Source organism: Paraniabella aurantiaca (assembly GCF_050309965.1).
Taxonomy (GTDB): Bacteria; Bacteroidota; Bacteroidia; order Chitinophagales; family Chitinophagaceae; genus Niabella.
The window spans coordinates 117,977-136,663 of record NZ_JBLOSY010000001.1; the positions used below are offsets into that span (position 1 = coordinate 117,977).

12 protein-coding genes are annotated in these 18,687 nt (G+C 43.4%); 5 read left to right on the top strand and 7 right to left on the bottom strand.

Annotated features, from left to right (window positions below; translation table 11 throughout):
* Positions 1-62: 62 nt before the first annotated feature.
* Positions 63-2,180 (bottom strand): WG repeat-containing protein, encoded by a 2,118-nt coding sequence (locus ACLOAU_RS00505; protein WP_427859853.1) that lies wholly within the window; start codon positions 2,178-2,180, stop codon positions 63-65.
* A gap of 382 nt (positions 2,181-2,562) precedes the next feature.
* Here ACLOAU_RS00505 and ACLOAU_RS00510 point away from each other — a divergent pair, with 382 nt between their 5' ends.
* The 4 genes from ACLOAU_RS00510 (at position 2,563) to ACLOAU_RS00525 (ending at position 5,930) form a co-directional block, all read left to right on the top strand.
* Complete coding sequence (locus ACLOAU_RS00510) at positions 2,563-3,402, top strand: helix-turn-helix domain-containing protein (RefSeq protein ID WP_427859854.1); 840 nt, start codon at positions 2,563-2,565, stop codon at positions 3,400-3,402.
* 41 nt (positions 3,403-3,443) lie between these two features.
* Positions 3,444-4,400 carry a nitrilase family protein gene (locus ACLOAU_RS00515; RefSeq protein WP_427859855.1) on the top strand — a complete coding sequence of 319 codons (957 nt, stop codon included), beginning with the start codon at positions 3,444-3,446 and terminating at the stop codon, positions 4,398-4,400.
* A gap of 205 nt (positions 4,401-4,605) precedes the next feature.
* Positions 4,606-5,193 (top strand): Crp/Fnr family transcriptional regulator, encoded by a 588-nt coding sequence (locus ACLOAU_RS00520; protein ID WP_427859856.1) that lies wholly within the window; start codon positions 4,606-4,608, stop codon positions 5,191-5,193.
* 53 nt (positions 5,194-5,246) lie between these two features.
* Positions 5,247-5,930, top strand: a complete 684-nt coding sequence (locus tag ACLOAU_RS00525) for an MBL fold metallo-hydrolase (protein ID WP_427859857.1) — start codon at positions 5,247-5,249, stop codon at positions 5,928-5,930.
* Positions 5,931-6,056: 126 nt separating this feature from the next.
* Here ACLOAU_RS00525 and ACLOAU_RS00530 read toward each other — a convergent pair whose 3' ends face one another.
* The 3 genes from ACLOAU_RS00530 to ACLOAU_RS00540 all read right to left on the bottom strand — a co-directional run bounded on the left by ACLOAU_RS00530 (position 6,057) and on the right by ACLOAU_RS00540 (position 7,991).
* Entirely contained in the window at positions 6,057-6,434 is a 378-nt protein-coding gene (locus ACLOAU_RS00530) for a hypothetical protein (RefSeq protein WP_427859858.1), read from the bottom strand.
* A gap of 94 nt (positions 6,435-6,528) precedes the next feature.
* A complete protein-coding gene (locus ACLOAU_RS00535; RefSeq protein ID WP_427859859.1) occupies positions 6,529-7,002 on the bottom strand; it encodes a 23S rRNA (pseudouridine(1915)-N(3))-methyltransferase RlmH in 474 nt (157 codons plus the stop codon).
* Positions 7,003-7,205: 203 nt separating this feature from the next.
* Complete coding sequence (locus tag ACLOAU_RS00540) at positions 7,206-7,991, bottom strand: hypothetical protein (RefSeq protein ID WP_427859860.1); 786 nt, start codon at positions 7,989-7,991, stop codon at positions 7,206-7,208.
* A 672-nt stretch (positions 7,992-8,663) separates the two neighbouring features.
* On the opposite strand from ACLOAU_RS00540, the gene ACLOAU_RS00545 reads away from it, so the two are divergent.
* Entirely contained in the window at positions 8,664-11,237 is a 2,574-nt protein-coding gene (locus tag ACLOAU_RS00545) for a hypothetical protein (RefSeq protein WP_427859861.1), read from the top strand.
* A gap of 727 nt (positions 11,238-11,964) precedes the next feature.
* Here the strand turns inward: ACLOAU_RS00545 and ACLOAU_RS00550 are convergent.
* From ACLOAU_RS00550 to ACLOAU_RS00560, 3 genes are all read right to left on the bottom strand, one after another.
* Complete coding sequence (locus ACLOAU_RS00550) at positions 11,965-12,705, bottom strand: response regulator (protein WP_427859862.1); 741 nt, start codon at positions 12,703-12,705, stop codon at positions 11,965-11,967.
* Between the two features lie 566 nt (positions 12,706-13,271).
* The gene (locus ACLOAU_RS00555) at positions 13,272-15,773 is read right to left on the bottom strand and encodes a hypothetical protein (protein ID WP_427859863.1); all 2,502 of its coding nucleotides are present in this window, start codon (positions 15,771-15,773) and stop codon (positions 13,272-13,274) included.
* A 1,158-nt stretch (positions 15,774-16,931) separates the two neighbouring features.
* Entirely contained in the window at positions 16,932-18,146 is a 1,215-nt protein-coding gene (locus ACLOAU_RS00560) for a hypothetical protein (RefSeq protein ID WP_427859864.1), read from the bottom strand.
* Positions 18,147-18,687: the final 541 nt, after the last annotated feature.

Consider the following 18,687-nt stretch of genomic DNA (forward strand, 5'->3'; position numbering starts at 1 on the left):
CTGAGAAGACGGCATGTTCCGGTTACAAGTCAAAACCATCAGGGACGAGCACTTTAGCCAGCTTACCAATAATCATTAGCGTTATACTCCAGCTCTTCACCATATTCATTAAAAGATCGTTGGTCCGTCATCAGAATTCGTGAGGCACGATCGGCCTTTTCAAATTTGCTTTTTGAATAGGATCCGGAGAGCTTTTTTACAATATTGCCCTTCTTATCAATCATTACATAACTATCATCTTTTAGTTGTACCAATGCCAGTTGAGAAGTCGGATAAAAATGCCTGGCATATTTATATTGGCAGGGAATTATAAGTTCGCCCCTGGTATTAATGTAGCCATAATTCCTGGTACTGTTTCTTACCACAGCCAGGCCGGCGCTGAACGCTTCAGCATCCTCATACCCTTTAGCTGTCAGGTCAATCTTTACATTGCACAAAGTGTCTATAAAATAATTTTTCGTGTTGATATATCCTTCTTTGTTGGTATAGCGTTTACCCACCAGCAATAGCCCGTCACTAAAGGTGCCTTTAATATCATCGTATTTTCCATTGGTTATATTTTTACCCCGGGCATCGTATATATCTTTTTTTGAGCCTCCTTCTCTTACAGAAATATAGCCACCTTCGGCATCAACCCCCTTGTATGCTATAGGTAAAACTATTTTAAAATTGCGATCCATTACACCTGATTGACCATTTTTGTCCAACACCCAGAATTGATCGTCCCTAAAGAAGATGTAGTCATATTCAACCGGCACAATAACTTTACCGGTAGTAACATTTGCTATACCTTTAGGCCCGTTTACACGATGTATAATCTTCACATATTTGCCGTCATAAATTTCGGGATCGTCTATTGTATAGTCGACCTTTTGAATAGCTTTAGCAGAAGGATCATAATGGTAGGTTGTGTCTATGTCGTCCAACTGGTCCCGGTAAAAGAAACGGGTAACCGGCCGGAAGTCTTCGCTAAACCGGGGTTTTACCACCCACTGCCCGGCTTTATTCAATAAACCGTTTCTACCTGTCTCAAAATCGGTAGCTACAAATGGCTCTTCCTTTGTGTTGGCGTTATAGGAGTCATACGCAAGGTCGAAGCTTTCAGTTTTTGACACACTGTCCGTAACTATGAATACTACTTTGCTCACCGGCCCCGAAAAAGTGTAAACACTGCTCTTGTATTTTTTCTTGTCCTCGTCACTCATCTGAACAGGATGAGCTGTAAGAAAATCTTTCAGGTCTTTATCAGATTTGATCTCATTTTTGTTTACCCGTTCTTTCGCTTTTTCTAAAGTAGTAATCCATTCCTGGTATACCTTCCTTTTGCTGTCAGTGACAACCGTATTACTATTGCTGCCTTTTTGCCTTAAAACTTTCCCGTTTTTATAATAAGCTTCTATCTGAATATCGCCATCGCGATCTGTTTCCGGAACGGTACAGTATACTTTGGTGCCGGCAACACCTTCCAATGTAATAGCTCCATAAATAGTATGGACTGTTTTCTGCTGCGTATTAAATTCGTATAGTTTTTTTGAAGAAACAGGCAACTCAATATGATAACTAATGCTTTTTATGGGTTTTGATGACTGCAAAGCTATGGTTTCATCAAAGCTGCTGCTTTCCCAAATCGCCTTTTCCAGTGCTGTCATTTTTTCCTCGTCTACATATTCGTAGGTTTTACCGTCTTCCTTCTCTGTAGTTGCATGTTTAGCGGCAATGCTTTTTTTAGATACGATCGGCAAATTTTCTGATATTTCGGTGCCATCTAAAAATGTAATACGGGTGGGAGTGTAGGTCGGTTCCTTATCCGGGTTGTGGGAGAAATGAAAATTATCCCGCCCCAACAGTTTTAGTAAATCAAATTCATCTTTGCCAATGGATACAATATTGTAAGGATAAAATAGTTTGCTGTGTACTTTTAGCTGGCTGAAGAATTTATTTAATGCATCCTTATCAGCAGCAGATTTTGCTAATGATTGCTGCTCAAAATTAAATCCGTCGCTGGCGTCGAACTCCTTGCTGGTGCCTGCTGTTAATTCAATACGCATATCAGCTACTTTGAGTAAGGTTTTAAGGCTGGTAATATCCTTATCGATGGTATTTAAAAGATCCTGTTTGGTTTGTGCCTGGATGGTGCACATATACAAGGAAAGTACTATAACTGTGATATATTTTTTCATTATAAAAATTAGATGATTTACCCATGCCTAGTATGGGCGTCGATTTCTATGCAATTGAAATAAAAAATCCCGTGGCCGGTTGGGGAATTTACAATTTGTGGCCTTTCATTTAATATTCGTAGTGATAATGATAAACGCTTATCTCTTCTGATGCGAATGACGAGCAAAATAATGCTCACCAGCAGGTGAGGCAGGCAGTAGCATAATGCATAAGCATCCGGTTGGATAGCGCTATGATGAACAAAGCGAAGCAAGATACCTCAGAGATAATTTTATAAAGAGTTCAATATTTTTAATAGCGCTTTTTGCCTGATAAATTTACTCCTATTACATACATTGTGAAATTAGTATATTTGAAATAAGTCAATTCACGGATCAGATCATGCAAATACTCCCACCTGAAGTTTTGTCTCCATACATCAAACACTATCTGTTTTTAGAAAGCGGAGAAAGTCGGCAGAAATCACTACGTTTATTTTCCGACGGTAATACAGGAATGGTATTTCTTCTCGATCAAGGCCGTTTATCCATCAATCAGACCCAGGATCTCCCCCCATCATTTTTGTATGGTCAGGTGCGTCACTATCAGGATCTTGCGTCGGTCGATCCAACTTTCTTTATTATTATTGTATTCCAACCCGATGGACTCTACAAATTGCTGGGTATATCCGCCAGTGAATTAAAAGATCAGATCGTTACTGCGCAGGACGTTTTTGGAACGCCAGTAAGAAAGCTCTACGAAACCCTTTTTCAGCTCTCACATTCAACAGAAAAAGTACGGGCATTAAATTCCTTCTTTTACGAATTAGCCATCCATCGCAGATCTCCGGGGCAAACCTTACTTCCTACGGTATTAAGACATATCGCTCAGCAAAAAGGTCTTGTAACGGTTGAGCAATTGGTACACTATACTGGTTATACCGAGCGGCATATTGAAAGAGTTTTTGCCCAGCAGGTTGGAATAAGCCCCAAACAATATGGTAATATCGTCCAACTCCATTCCTTTCTAAAGTTACTTCGCGATAAACCTGTTGAAATTAGTTTGACTTCCGTCAGTTATGAAAGTGGATATTTCGATCAATCCCACCTTATCAGGGCGTTTAAAAAATACACAGGTATCACGCCTTCCCAATATCTAAACCAAACCAATAGACTCGCTGTCAATTTTATAGAATTTAAAGACAGACCTGATCCTATGTCGGGTTTGTACAATTTGGACTAACCACTTAGAATTAGCTTTGTCCATATATAAATCAAGAAACAATGGACAAATTAAAAATAGCTACTGCACAATTTGAGCATAAAAGTGCGGATAAAGCGTATAATCTGGCGATTATTGAACAGTTAGCGAGGAAAGCTGCTGCCCAGGGGGCAGAGGTGATTGCCTTTCATGAATGCTCCATTACAGGGTATACCTTTGCACGAAATTTAGATAAGCAACAAATGCTTGCTATCGCCGAAATGGTTCCGGACGGTGAAAGTACCCGGCAGCTGATCGCAATAGCAGCCAAATATAATATCACCATTCTTGCTGGCTTATTTGAGAAAGATGAAAGCGATAATTTATATAAGCCTTATATCTGTGTAGACAAAAATGGTCTTATAGCAAAACATCGCAAGCTACATCCCTTTATAAATCCGCATTTAACGCCAGGTCAGGACTATACAATATTTGAAATTAAGGGCTGGAAATGTGGTATTTTAATTTGTTATGACAATAATGTTATTGAGAATGTCCGTGCGACAAAATTATTGGGAGCTGATATCATCTTTATGCCACACGTAACCATGTGTACACCTTCTTCCAGGCCTGGAGCAGGTTTTGTAGATCCACAGCTGTGGCAAAACCGGGAAAATGATCCCACGTCACTGCGCCTGGAATTTGACGGAATGAAGGGGCGCACCTGGCTGATGAAATGGTTGCCGGCCCGGGCCTATGACAATGCAGTTTATGTTGTTTTCTCAAACCCGATTGGCATGGATGATGATCAATTGAAAAATGGTTGTTCCATGGTTATAGATCCATTCGGAGATATTCTTGCCGAATGCCGCACATTCGAAGATAGTTTTGTTATGACAACCATTACACACGAAAAACTAATACAAGCCGGTGGATATCGCTATATCAACGCGCGACGACCCAACCTCTATCGTGATATTCTCGGGCAAGAACATGAATCAATTCAAAAAGTAGTCTGGTTACACCCTGATAATAGTTAATTTAGTTAAGCCGCAACCCTGCTTTCAACAACGCTTCAACGCTTTCAATTTTAAAATTCATACCTGGGGGTATGTGTATGGACCTATAAAGTGAACCACAAAAAGGCAGCAGATTCAATCTTCTTTAAGTGTACTATAAATGTTATTTTTGGGTGCCTGATTTTGTATGTAATCCAGGGGGAAAAGCAAACGAACAAAAAGCGCAATGACTGATGTATTAATAAATTACCTGTCCTCAACAGGAGCACTCTCAGTCGGGGAAATACATTTTTCTGTACAGTTCTTCAAACCAATCCGTTTAAAAAAGGGTGATTTTTTTATTCGGGAAGATGAAACCTGCCGTCATATCGGGTTTATCGCCAGTGGAGCAGTAAAGGCATACGCTACCGACAAAGACGGAAATGAAAACATAACCTGCTTCAAATTTGAAAAAGAATTTGCCTCCTCATTTCCGGAGTTTGTGGCACAGGAAAAATCGAGACGGAGTATCAGGACTGTAGAACCTTGCGTAATTTATAGGATAAGCTACCCGGACTATCAGTATCTGCTCAGTCAGGTGACCAGCTGGAACGGGATTGTAAAATCTGTATTGGAGCAAGAGTATAACCAAAAGGAACGTTATTTGCTGAATTACAATAATAAGTCTGCAGTGGATAAATACCTTCAGGTCTTGTCTGTTGAGCCGAATCTTTTACAGCGTATAGCTACGCAGGATCTGGCATCTTACCTGGGCATTACACAAAGATCGCTTACACGGGCAAAAGGGCAAATACAAAGCCCCAAAACATTATAGGACAAATGTCCTTAAGCAGGTTGGGCCAGCTATCTACATTTGCACAAAAAATAATGCTACATCAAATAGCTCCTGAGGTGTTCCATATTCCACTGATGCCACGAAACAGTATCAACTGCTATATTATCGAAGGTGTATTGGTAGACTCCGGAATACGGAGTTCGTATAATACTGTAAAGAAAGCGCTCCGGGAAATCCCTGTGGATCAACATGTGTTGACGCATGCGCATGCAGATCACCAGGGCTGTAGCGACCAGATATGCGTTGAGTTTGCGCTACCCTTAAGCTGTCATCAGAACGAGATTTTCAGGACCGAAACGGGTATGGTGACTAATGACTATCCAAGGCCACAACATTGTATAGCAAGGCTTCAGCAAAAGTATTGGGCCGGGCAGGGACATAAGGTTGATCGGACCATCGTTGAAAACGATACAATCGGAAACTTTAGGGTAATAGAAACGCCCGGGCATTCGGCAGGGCATATTTCTTTATTCCGTGAGCGGGATGGTGTACTCATAATTGGAGATGTGGCGACTCATATGAACCTGCTTACTACAGCTACCGGTTTGCGGCTCCCGCCAAGCATATTCACCTCAGATCAGCAGCGCAATATCCAGTCGCTCCAAAAGTTAGCAGAACTGAATCCGGCCATTATTTGCTTTGGTCACGGACCGGTTATGCGCAATACAGACAGTAGGTTTGAGCATTTTGTACGAAAATGTAGCGAAGCTATTTAATGATGTATTTTTTGTGTCTCAAAATCGGTAACTACAAATGGTTCCTGCTTTGCGTCGGCGCTAAAGATGTTATAAGTAATATCGAAGCTTTTAGTTTTTGAAATAATGTGTTATGATGAAGGGCGATTATAAGCGCTTATCTCTTCTGATCCGAATAACGAGCAAAATAGCGCTCACCAGCAGGTAAGGCAGGCAGTAGAGCAATACATAAGCATCCAGCTGAATACCGCTATATAAGGTAAAACACAACGGTAAGCCAAATAGCAACAGAACATTCAGCCATATCTTCTTCTGGAAGTTGCCACGCACTAATAAAGATGGTAAGGAGCAAACTGCCAGCACTATGTTAAATCCCACTGCCAGGCCATATGCAACACCAACCATATCATTACCCGGATGAGGCCTGATGGGTTGAGGCTGCTGCTCCCTGATGATGATAAGACTTGCCAGTGAAATAAGGCAGCCCGCAAGAAAGCTCAATAAAATAATGATACGATACTTCATATTACCTTAAAGCGGAAAAATAAATATTTTATTCGTTTAAGAACAATCTTGTTTAAGATCCGGCTGCAATGATTTTATATGCGCTAACAGGTGACTATTGGTGGTGATATTTCTCATTCTTTAAAATAGTACAGGCCCGGTAAACCTGTTCGGCTAATATCAATCTTACCAGCTGATGTGGAAAAACCAGTTTGGAAAGGCTCCATTTAAAATTGGCCCGGTTCCATACCGCTTCATGTATGCCAAAAGCGCCTCCAATTAAAAAGATCACTCTTTTACTGGAGTTGTTGGCGCATAACTGTATTTGTTGGGCCAGTCCTTCAGAGCTGAGTTGCGTGCCCCGCTCATCCAGGGCAATTAAAAAATCATCTTTCTGAATTTTAGAAAGAATTAATTCTCCTTCATTTTTCCTGATATCATCGATACTCATTTTAGCAGCATTCTTCAACGGTGCAATAATCTCCCAGTCCAGCTTAAAATAGTTATTGATCCTTTTGGAAAAATCTTCAATGCCTGCTTTTACATAAGGCTCATGCGCTTTACCGACGGACCAGAAAGAAATTTTCATATTGATAATGATTCATTGATTAGAGGTTGATTATTTCGCATACCCAACCTCCTGGTTGGCAAAGTTAGGGGCTTCACCTGATGAACCTTAGATAAGAAGAGTATCCGGGTTTCAAGGAAGATAGCCGGAGGGTTTGATGACCCGGTAAATTGGTAAACAAAAAAAAGATTTCCCTGGCCGGCTTTTATGTTGAAGGGCACGGCCTAATTGTTGTTCAGCACTTCTACAATTTTAGAGTATGTTTTATCGCCGTGGGTGTCGATCTGCGCGATACGGATATAGGCATTTATATTGCCCGGGTCATTAGGATCAATATTTTTTTTCTGGCAACCTACCGCGCCTAAGAAAAGACCGCTAAGCATTAAGCCCGCAAACAATAGTTTTCTGTTACGCTGTAATCCCGTCGCCAGGCCACCTAATACCAGCAATATTAAGCCAATACCCGATGTAGCCATGGCCACGCCTGAAAGGTCGGCGCTGAACTCATAGCTTAATGCAGAAGAAGAATTGCCGTCTTCGTCCAGCGATTGTACTTCTCCTATGGTAATAAAATGCGTCTTATCTGATGATGCTTCAACATCAAAGCTTTTGTTGTTTTTTTCGGACGCAGTAGACCAGTTTACAAAAAGAATATTGCCGTCTACCTTAGCCGATAAAGTGGCAAATTGTACAGCTGCAGTATTAACATTGCCTGTTATTGTTGCTTTAGTATAACTCAACCGGCCTCCATGATAAGAATCAGAACCTTTGTTGCTGCCACAGTCTGAGCCGTTGTATTTATTTGCATTAGTGGATGCATTTGCAGTAGGAGTTAGAGCCTCTGGCTGTTTAGCCATGCGGCGTGATACAACCGTGCATTGGCCGGCAGCTTCAGTGTAATTGCTGGCCGGCAGTACAGAATTACCGGCCGGCTCATAAGAATGATGGAGGTACCATAACATGATGATGAGCGTAAATATTAGGCCGGTGCTGTATTGTCTCTTTGTCATGTAGTTGAAGATTAGTTATCGAATGGTTTTAGATATCTGCTATTTCCATGCTGCCAACCTCCGGCACTACCAGCTATCAAGGTTTTTTGATTCTATTGCCCGGGTCTGGAATTCATCAAAACTAAATAGTATGGTCTTCGCTCTCGCAAGCCGGCATGCTATTGCCTTTATACCCTTTGTTGGTTCCGTGGCACTGGCTTCCGGTTTATCTCTTATGATCTCATTGCTCTGGTTGTATCGAACATTGTGCCCTGTGGCAATTAGAATTCAAAGGTAGAACCGTCCTCTTTCAAACTGTTGTCATTAGATGTCTTTAAATGGCTTATCTGTTTCATAAGCCAGCAGTGACACGCCGCCGGTAGAAGCCAGGCGAGATTTATATTAAATGCCCCCAATTCTTAAACACTTGCTTTATATACTGCAGGCTGATGTTTATCAACGGCATAGCTATTTCCTCTTTAATTGAATTGAGATTCTACGGTATTATTTTAAATAATTTTTAACAGCCACTAAATTGCAGCGCTATTGTATTTTAAGCAGAAAGCCCTTTGCTAACTGAAAAATACTAACTCCGATGTCAATGGCCCTTGAAGTTAAAAATTTTTATCGGAATTAAAACCATTGACAGAGACTTAATTATTCAACAAACCTCAATCATTAAACAAAACAAGCATGAAACTCAAAGGTTACAGACACTTGCTATATAAAAATAGCAACTTACTTTTAAAGCACCGGTTTGGCATATTTATCGTATTGCTAAGCCTCACGCTATCTCCGTTTTTATCTGGCGTCGCAAGCGCTCAATGTAGCTTTAATGGCGTTGGCTGTGCAGGCACCAACTATGCTAACTATGGTGTTAATGCTACAGGGGCAGCCACCCTTGAGTACGACAACTTTGTGTCTGCTTTTCACACATCTGCTGCACGCGAAGCAACCGGAGAACTGAAAGTATGGGGCGCAAGGTCAAAATATGATGGAAGCGGCAACCTGTTAACGCCCACCGCTATCAATAGTATCAATTTTCCCGGGCTTACGGGTACCCCTCTAAAGGCTACTTTGGCAGGAGACTACACTACGGCCCCCCAAATCATATTATTGACCACCGATGGCCTGTGGGCCTGGGGCGTTGCGGGCCAGGTTATAAATACCGGCTTAAAAAACACCGCAGCCTTTGGCAAAATAGCCCTCGGCCTTCCTTCAGGGGTAAGCCCGCTTGATGTAAAAATGCTTTTTGCTACTTACGAAAACCTGGCTATCACTACCTGCAGCGGAGATGTATGGGTGCTCACTAACTCAAACGCCAATATGCGTGGAGATGCGGGTACCGGGTTCACAACCTGGGCAAGAGTAACAAAAACCGATGGCAGTAATCTAACGGGAGTAGTAGCCACCAGGGGGGCTGCGGGTGCTTTTTTTGCACTTACCAATACCGGGGAGCTTTACACCTGGGGCCAACGTACCTACCTGGGCGATGGAACCACCGCACAAACTACGAGGAACCGCGCTACTTTAATGACTGCCCCTTCTACTTCTGAAGGTGCTATAAAAATGATTGGCGTTACAGCGAGTTCAACTACTGCCATATCTTATTATGTACTCTATGAAAACGGCAAGCTTTTTTCGATGGGTGATAATGCGAACAGGCAGTTAGGCGATTTTACCACCACAATCCGTACTTCATGGGTACAACCACTCTACCCCTCAGCAGGCAATCCAGCCGTGGCAGGCAACCCTATGAATGATGTTCTTTGGCTATCACCCAATGAGCACGACCCTAGATACCCAGCCATTAACGTGATCAATAATCAAGGCCACCAGGTTTTTTCCTGGGGAACGCAGAATGGCGGTATGCTGGGAAGAACAGACGGAAACCTGAACCCTGGTCAACCTACAGATTTAGCCACCACCGATATTGAAGCAATAGAAACAGGTGGGCACACTACTTTAGTAGTAAGCGCCTGCCGCTCCAGCTTTGGTTATGCAGGGCACAAAACAACCGGAAGCATGGGAGATGGTACCAATGCCAGTCTTTTTACCAGCAACTTCTCTTTCGAATCCAATATTTTAAGTCTTTGCGGCCTGGCCACACAGGCGCCTAAAATCAACATTGCGGGTTCACCGTCTATCGACGACGAGGGGCAGATTTGTGTAGGTACATCCGTATTACTGAATCCGACACCAGCAGGAGGAACGCTTTCCATTACCAGCGGCGGCGCTTATGCCACGCTTACCGGCAATGAGCTTCGCTTTACAGCTGCTACTCCTGCCAATACCCCGGTTATAGTAAGCTATACGGTATCAACCCCGTCCTGCGGAACGGTTACGGAAAGCCGGCGCTTCCTGTCGGTTGTATGTACCCCCACTGTTACCATCCCCGGAAGTATTTTTAACGACGCCAACGGTAACGCCGCACAGGGCTCCGGGGAAACAACCCTATCCAATAATATGTGGGCTAATTTAGTAGCGCCCGATGGTAAAGTAATCACCTCGGTAAAAGTAAACAGTGACGGAACCTTTGATTTTATTATAAGCAAAAGTTTATTATCTGCATCGGGTGACTATTCTTTAATATTCACCAATACGCCTCAAACACAGGGAGCCGGTCTTACGAGCGCTGAAACTCCGGCCAACGGATATGGCTATACCGGGGTGAACCGCGGTTCGGGCGCAACAGCAGACCCGGCTAACCGCACTGGTGTTGTATCCCTGGGTGATTTAAGCACAGCGCCCAACAATAGTACTACCAATGCCGTTAACGTGGGAATTTCCAATGATCCGGCTGTATTGCCTGTTACGTTTGGCGCTATTTCTGCTAAATTGTTAGGCAATAGCCTGGTGTTGAACTGGGTTACCGAAAGCGAAAAGAATAATGATCATTTCGATATTGAGGCTTCGGCGGACGGTGTTCATTTCACTACTATTGGAACTGTAAAGTCAGAAGCAGAAAACGGCAATTCAGATACTACTATCAAGTATAATTTTACAAAAGGAATATCTACCGAAAGTCTTGCAGTGGTATTGGGTATGGCTTTATTGCTTACCGGTGGCCTGGGGGCTTTCAAAAGCCGGAAATTCCGCACTCAGTTTTTATCTGTTGTTGCCGGCGGCCTGTTGGTTTTCTCTTTGGGTTGCAAAAAAGCATATGACTCTACTGATACTAATGGAAAAGTATTTATAAGAATTGCGCAAGTCGACAAAGACGGTAGTAAGTCTTACTCCAAAATAATTAACGTGGTAAAAGAATAACCGCAGCAAAAGATTATTTAATACAAAAAGAGGCTGTCTTTAAAAGACGGCCTCTTTCGTTTGGCAAATGTTGAGAAGAACATATCCGTGCTCGCTATAAGTTCTCTTAACCCCGCCTGCTGCAGTCGGGCAGGCGCAAAGAAACGAGGACGCAAAGGATACGCAGAGATATAGCCCGGTTCTGATAAATTAACCTGGACCATGTAATGCAAAAAACTCCGCGTTAACTCTGTTTCTTTTGTTCTGCAGTAGATTTCTTGACCGCAGAGAAATGAGAGCGCAGAGGATACGCAGAGGTATAATCCGGTTCTGATGAAGTAAAACTGGAACAGGTACACCAACAACTCCGCATTAATTCTGTTTCTCCCTTTCTCAGCGGTAAATCTCTTGACCGCAGAGAAATGAGAGCGCAGAGGATACGCAGAGGTATAATCCGGTTCTGATGAAGTAAAACTGGAACAGGTACACCAACAACTCCGCATTAACTCTGTTTCTCCCTTTCTCAGCGGTAAATCTCTTGACCGCAGAGAAATGAGGACGCAAAGGATACGCAGGGATATAGCCCTGTTTTGATGAAGTAAAACTGGAATAGGTACACAAACAACTCTGCGTAAACTCTGTTTCTCTTGGTCTCGGCGGTTAAGCACTCTTACTTGTAGCTGCCAATTATTCCAAACGGAGCGTTAGAATTCGTTGCTAACTAAATGTTGCAAAAAGCCCCGGACGTTTATAGGTCTTCCAGCATTAGAACGCCATTTTGAATAGCAAATTTGATAACACCCGCCAGGTTTTTAGCTTTTACTTTTCGCATGATATTGCTCCTGTATTGTTCAACGGTACGTTCAGAAAGGTGCAAATGAGTGCTGATTTCTTTAGAATTCATTTGTTTGCACAGCAACCTGATCAACTCTAACTCTTTTCCCGAGAATTGACTGTTGGCAATAATATGTTTGATTGCATAATCGTCGGTTGATGTGGTGAAGCGGTTTATAATATGCAGCCTGGCCTCTTTACAAAAATAATCCCGGTCCTGCATGAGCAAGTGAATAGCGTTAATAAATTCTTCGTCTTCATCTTTCTTTATAACATAGCCATTGACACCGCATTTAAGCATTTTAATTATAGTATCAGGAGTATAAGAAAATGAGTAGGCCAGTATTTTGGTGGAAGGTAGTTTGTATTTTAATTGACGTACCAAAGCATCGCCCTGGATGTCAGGCAGGAAAAAATCAATAATGATCAGCTCTGGAACGTACTGGAGGGCTTTACTCAAGGCGGCAGCTCCATCGTGGGCAACATGAAACTGTTTAAATAATGAACCGGCAATGAGCCGCATACCATTCGTTACCATTTTGTGTTGATCTATCACCAAAATCGAATTATAAGTTGCAGCTTTTTCGCTCATTAAGTTATGCATCTGGTTGAGTCTTTCTGATTTGTATTGTTTGAGGGTGTGCGTTAGCTTCACGTTTTTTATACAGCGGTTTTGTTATCTACCGGTAGCACTGTAGGCTTTAACAGTGTATGGCCTGTAGAGCTATATGGTTTTCGTGAGTCTTCCTGCTCCATGCCATTGCACGGTAAATATGTGGTAGCACAACTAGCTCTTTATTCCTATAGAGGGCGTTAACTGGTAAGAAAGGTCGCATGATTGTTTGAATACTTTCTAAATGATAGATTTTTATTTCCTGGTTAACCCAAGCAAATTCATTGAGCAAGTTGTCACTAACGGCACACTCAACCAGTCGCCAGATAGTAGTGCTCAAATCCTTTTCATTGAGGCTAATAGTTTAGGGCTTATAGGTTATAAACCAAAACGTGACAAATATAAAACGGGTTTTAGTCAAAGGGTTGCATTTGAGTGTCTATAAATGGCGGATTTGTTTCATTCAGGTATAAATTGAAGAAATGGTATGCCCGCGCAGCAAATGAGTGCTGCTATTTCTATATGAAATGCGAAAACAGGTATAACCTATTAAAAAAAAGCCCGCCCGGTTTCCCGGGCAGGCTTTCTGTATAATCGAAGTGTACGGATTAATTGTTGTTCACCACTTTTACGATTTTTGAGTAGGTTTTGCTACCGTTCTGGTCAATTTGAGCAATGCGGATATAAGCATTTTTACCATCAGCAAGAGGCTCTGAACCTTTTTTCTGGCAACCAATAGTACCTACAGAGATACCCGCCAGCATCAGCCCTGCGAATAACAGTTTCCTCCTGCGTTGCAAGCCCATGGTTAAACCACCTAATGCCAGTAATGCAACCAAAAAGCCCGAACTAGCCATTGCTACACCCGACAGGTCGGCTGAAAATTCGTAGCTTAATGCCGTATCAGAGTTACCATTCAATGCTTTAGAATCTGCGGTACCGATGGCAGTAAAATGAACACCGTCTGTAGATGCTTCTATTGCAAAGCTCCTGTTGTTTTTCTCAGAAGAGGTAGTCCAGTTTACAAACAATACGCCGCCTCTTACTGTAGCAGAGAGGTTGGCAAACTGTACCGGTAATACTAAAGGATCGTTGCTGATACCAAAGTTGGCCGGGTTAAGCGTAGTGCCGCCTGTAGTGCCGCTAATATCGCCGATATTTAATTTACCGGTACGGTTAGTGTTGTCTGTTCCTGTAGCGCCACGGTTTACGCCTGTATATCCATAGCCGCCGGCAGGTGTATCAGCTGTAGCCAAAGGATCACCCACTTGTTTGATGCTGTTGGTTAATACGATAGAGTAGTTACCGGTAGCCGTCAGTGAGCCCTGGGCCAGTCTAAAGGAATAAGTACCGTTGGAATTAACCTGTACCGAAGCAATAACAGTACCGTTAGGCGCCACCAGGTTAGCCCAGAGGCCGTTGGCAATACCGGCTTCGCCGCCATCTGTTACCGCGTTGCCGTTGGCATCGTTCCAGATGTTACCGGGTAGGGTAAAGGTGCTGGCAGGATTTACAACTGCGAAAACTTTTTGAATGGTAACACTACCACAAGATCCTGCGGTTACTGTATAGTTTATCCTCAAGGTTCCTGCAGTGTTAAAGGTAAGCTGGTTGCTGCCCGATAAAGTTGCAGAAGCCGTGCTGGATGGATCGATAGCAAAAGTACCTCCTGATGGCGTGCCGCTTAGCTGCAGGTTATTGCCTACATTGTAAGGGCCGTTATACGAAGTTTGGATGCTGGCGCTTACCGTTTGGGCGCCGCAAACCTGTATGGCATTAGTATTAAAATGATAAACAGGGTCGTAAGAGTCGGATGTAGCGTTATCGCCCATACTGCCTTCTGTTCTGTGACCCACATAGCCAAAAGTATTGGTGCACTCCCGTAAGAGCATAGTGGTATGCCCACCGCTTTCTATGGCAATAACATTAGTATTACTGTAGCCTGTCTGGAAATTACCAGGCTGGCCCGGATTTACGATGCTTGGGCCAGAATTGTTGGAGCCCCGCCCGATCATATTGCCGCTTTCAGATCCCCAGTTATAGATTACTTTACTATTGGTTAGTACATTGATGGCCGCATAACCTCGGTCATGCTCGTTGGGTGATATCCATTTGATGTCGTTCATTGGTGTTCCTCCAGCTGTGTAAGTAGGCCGAACCCAGTTATTCTGGTTGGTTGTATTCCAGTTACCTAGCTGACCATAGTCGTTATTCCCCAGGGCATAAAGCTCGCCGCTGGTGTATAAAACATAATAGCTGGGAAGAAAGGTGTAGGCAGAATAGGTAGCGCCGATCATTTTAATAGCGCCGCTGGCCCCTGTAGGTTTAACAAGGGGCGTGGCTCGGTTGAGGCTGGCGGAAGTGCTAATTCCATTCCAACTTTCACCCCATACCCAAAGATTACCAGATGCGTCCAGCGCAATAGCGCTCTCTTCGCACCCCCTTGCTGCCACGATGCCGGTAAGAAATCCTCCAGTTTGCTTTTCAACATGCGACCAGGCTGTCGCAGAGCCTGCTCCACCGGCACCACGCATAGCGCTTCCTGGTGCCAATACATAAACATCGCCACCACAGGTGGTTAATATGAGTGCTTCATGGGTACCAAAAAACATTTTTACATCGGTAGCAGTAACGCCTGTTGGCAAACCTATACTTAGTTGCTGAAAGGCCGTGCTGGAAGTAAGCGCGTCAGCCACCAGGAAGCTCTCTTTGCCCCAGGCCCAAAGCTTGTTGTCGGAGGTAAGTAAGACAAATTGTGGTTGGGTGACGCCGGAACTACCGATAGCCACTTTTAATGGGGTACCCGTTAACCCGGGGTAGTTACCCGCGTTAATAGTGGTTGGTACCAGCCAACTACCGTTGCCGTCGGATTTGGTGCGTTCGCCCCATATTTTTAAAGAGCCATCCAGGTCTCTTACTACAGTTTGGTGAAAGGCGGATACATAGTTATCGTACTCCAGGGTAGCTGCCGTGGTAGAGTTAAAGCCAAAGTTGGCAAAATCCTGGCAGCCGCCGGCGCCATAGCAGGCCTGGCTGTAGGCGTAAGAAACAGACCACAGGCTGACGATCAGCGTCAGTACCATGGCTTTGAGGGTTCGCATTGTTGTCATTGTTGTTTAGGTTTTTTTTAGATATTAGATGATAGATATTAGATACTGAATAGTTACGATTTATTAGTGTTTTGTTTAAAGTGAATTGTTCAACTTTTTTTCAAAAACGGGCAGCACCAGCTACAACAGCTTTTAACTATTGTAAGGGGGCCGGGATTAATTATTAAAAAAATGATATTTTGGGCGCACTCAATTCGAAGCTCAACCACTACAACTCTTAACGTTCCCTTCGGTTGACCTCTTTAAAAAAGTCTTGCGATCTTTAACTACGTTCTCACAGCATGGCGCTACGGGTTCATCTTATAACAACCTGAAATCAAAGGTAAAACGAGTAGCATTCAGGTTGTTGTCTTTATGTCTCTGTTTCTGGTATATTTGTGTCAGCTTTTGACACGTATACTATATTGCTTGTGTTAGTGCTTTTAGCTAGGGTGGCTTTAATGTGCTCTTCCTGACAAATACCCGGCTGCAACAGGTGGCTCTTACAGAACATGATGGCGAACAGTACAACCATGCTATAAGCAGTGGTGTGTCATAGGGGACTGTAGCATAAGTATCATGTCATCGCTATATTGGTTTTGGCCACACTTTGGTAACTCAAGGTGACGATCATTTTCGTCATTACTCATTCTCGCCCTGTTTGGTGTTTTTGCCAAACGGATGGGTGCTGATGGCTACGCAGGTTTTCAGGTGAAAAACACCTGCACAGGCAGTAAATGCCACGGATGAACAGATGATAGAAGAGAGTAATGTTCAATAATCAATAGTCAATGTTCAATAATCAATGGATGAGGGCTATTAATGCCCGTCATTTCGATAAGCCCGACGAAGGAGGGTGAAGAGAAATCTCTACGGGAAGCCCAATCCCACTTCGTGATGCCAGATGCCTAAGTAAAGAAATAGAAGAATGCCACGGATACATGGATGATAGGAGGGGTAATGGTCAATAGTCAATGGTGAGTGGGCAATGATCAGTAGTCAGTAGGGAATGGTAAATGGCGGATAAGAGTGTGTGGGGAATGATCAGTAGTCAATAGTTAAGGTGCAGGTAGTTGGTGATTTATTAATCAAATTTTCTTATGCCTCTATTACAATAAAAAAAACCGGCATTTGAAACGGTCTGTCTCAAATGCCAGAAGTTAAGGTTGATGATTGGTTTTATTTTTTCACTACGCTGATAGTTTTGGAGTACGAAGTCGTTCCATCTTTATCCACCTGTGCAACGCGGATAAAGTATTTGCCATCGGGGTCGCTCATGCCCTCGCCGGTACCTTTCGAACAAGAGTAAAGCACTGCGGTGCAACCCAGGCCCATCAATAATAAAGCTACGGTTCTTCTGCGGCGTACGATAGTACCTCCCAGCAACATCACCACCAAGCCGGCACCCAGCGCTACTTCATTCGCCGACCTGGAAAAGGTGTAGCTGATGCTGGTATCTGAATTGCCGTTGGCAGCACGGGTAGCCAGCTCACCTATGGGAGTAAAGCTGATGCCATCGGCCGACGCTTCAATAACAAAATGATCGTTATTGGTTTCTTTAATGGTTTGCCAGTTTACAGTGAGCTGGTTGTTGTTAACAGTGGCTTGTACATTTCCAAAACTTACCGGTAGCGCGGTTAGTTGCGAAGAAAAGCCGTCAAACAGGAAATAAGCTCCATTGTTAGCCGGCAGGCTGGTATTACCGGGCCTGAACTGGCCTAAGGTCATATAGGTTTCGCCACCTACAGCGGTATATTGTAAGGTAACCGGCACCCAGGTATTACGGGAGGTGTTGCCATATACTGCGATATTGGTTGACGGTATTAAAACCCTGCCCAGGCCGAAATCGCTTTTGATAGAGGTCCACCTGGGCGTTACATTACCTTCTGTATTGGCGGCAACAGGCGCCGCCGTAGAAAAAGCTGCACCTAAAAAGCCCCGCTCATCATCTGGTAGATCGACATATGTAACGCCTGCGACAAAGTTGGTTGCGGGCGTAGTTGATCCATATAAGTGGGCTACATAAAATGAAAAGGTATAGGTTTTACCGGCTACCAGCGCGGTCGAAAGCTGGGTGGTGAAGTATTCCTTGTAATTGCTAAACCCTCCGTTGCTGCTGTTGAACTCTGCATAGCCGCCTATAAAACCAGTACCGCTTTGAGCAGTGATGCCTTCGTAGTCAGCTGCTGTAATATTGTAGCTGCAGTTGAAGAAATCGGGTGTACCCGCAGTTCCACCCAGAGCGTTAACCCATGGCGTAGCCCTGTTTAGTTGACTTACGTTATTGGGGCAGGAACTATAGGTTTCGAAACCAGGGTTGCTGATTACCTGTGCGTGGGCAACATAGCCTGACAGTAATGCGGCAATAGCCACGAAATTGGTTTTTCGAAACATGGATAAATACATAATTTTTAATGGATTTTAATATTAGAAGATATATTGATGCTGTGTTTATCAAAAAAAACCTGCGAAAGCCGGCTTCCAATATGGGATTTGCTTTGAAATAAAATATCATATTTCTTCCTGCTGAAAGCTGAAGGACCATGATAATTCAATCAGGATAGCTGTTTCAATGAGGATGCTCTAATGCAATACTGTAAATCTGGTCTTACTACTAATGTTAGTTCCCGCTACGCCGCACTGATCGCGGTAAGTGCTATTCCTCCTACGTAATGATTGTTTCCGTTACTGGCTGAAAACCGGCTTGTGGTAATGTCGTTTTGATTTATCATTAGCTCAGAAAATAGGCCCTCAGTTATCAATTTCACAACGGGATGTAAGATAAACAGGGATAAAACAAAGTAGTTTCCCGGAGGTGTCATTTTCTTGTGTATTTGTGCCAGAGGCAGACAACAGGATGGGGACATGGTCAATAGTCAATGGTCAATCGACCGACGTACATCGTATAGCATACATCGTACAGAGATGTATCATT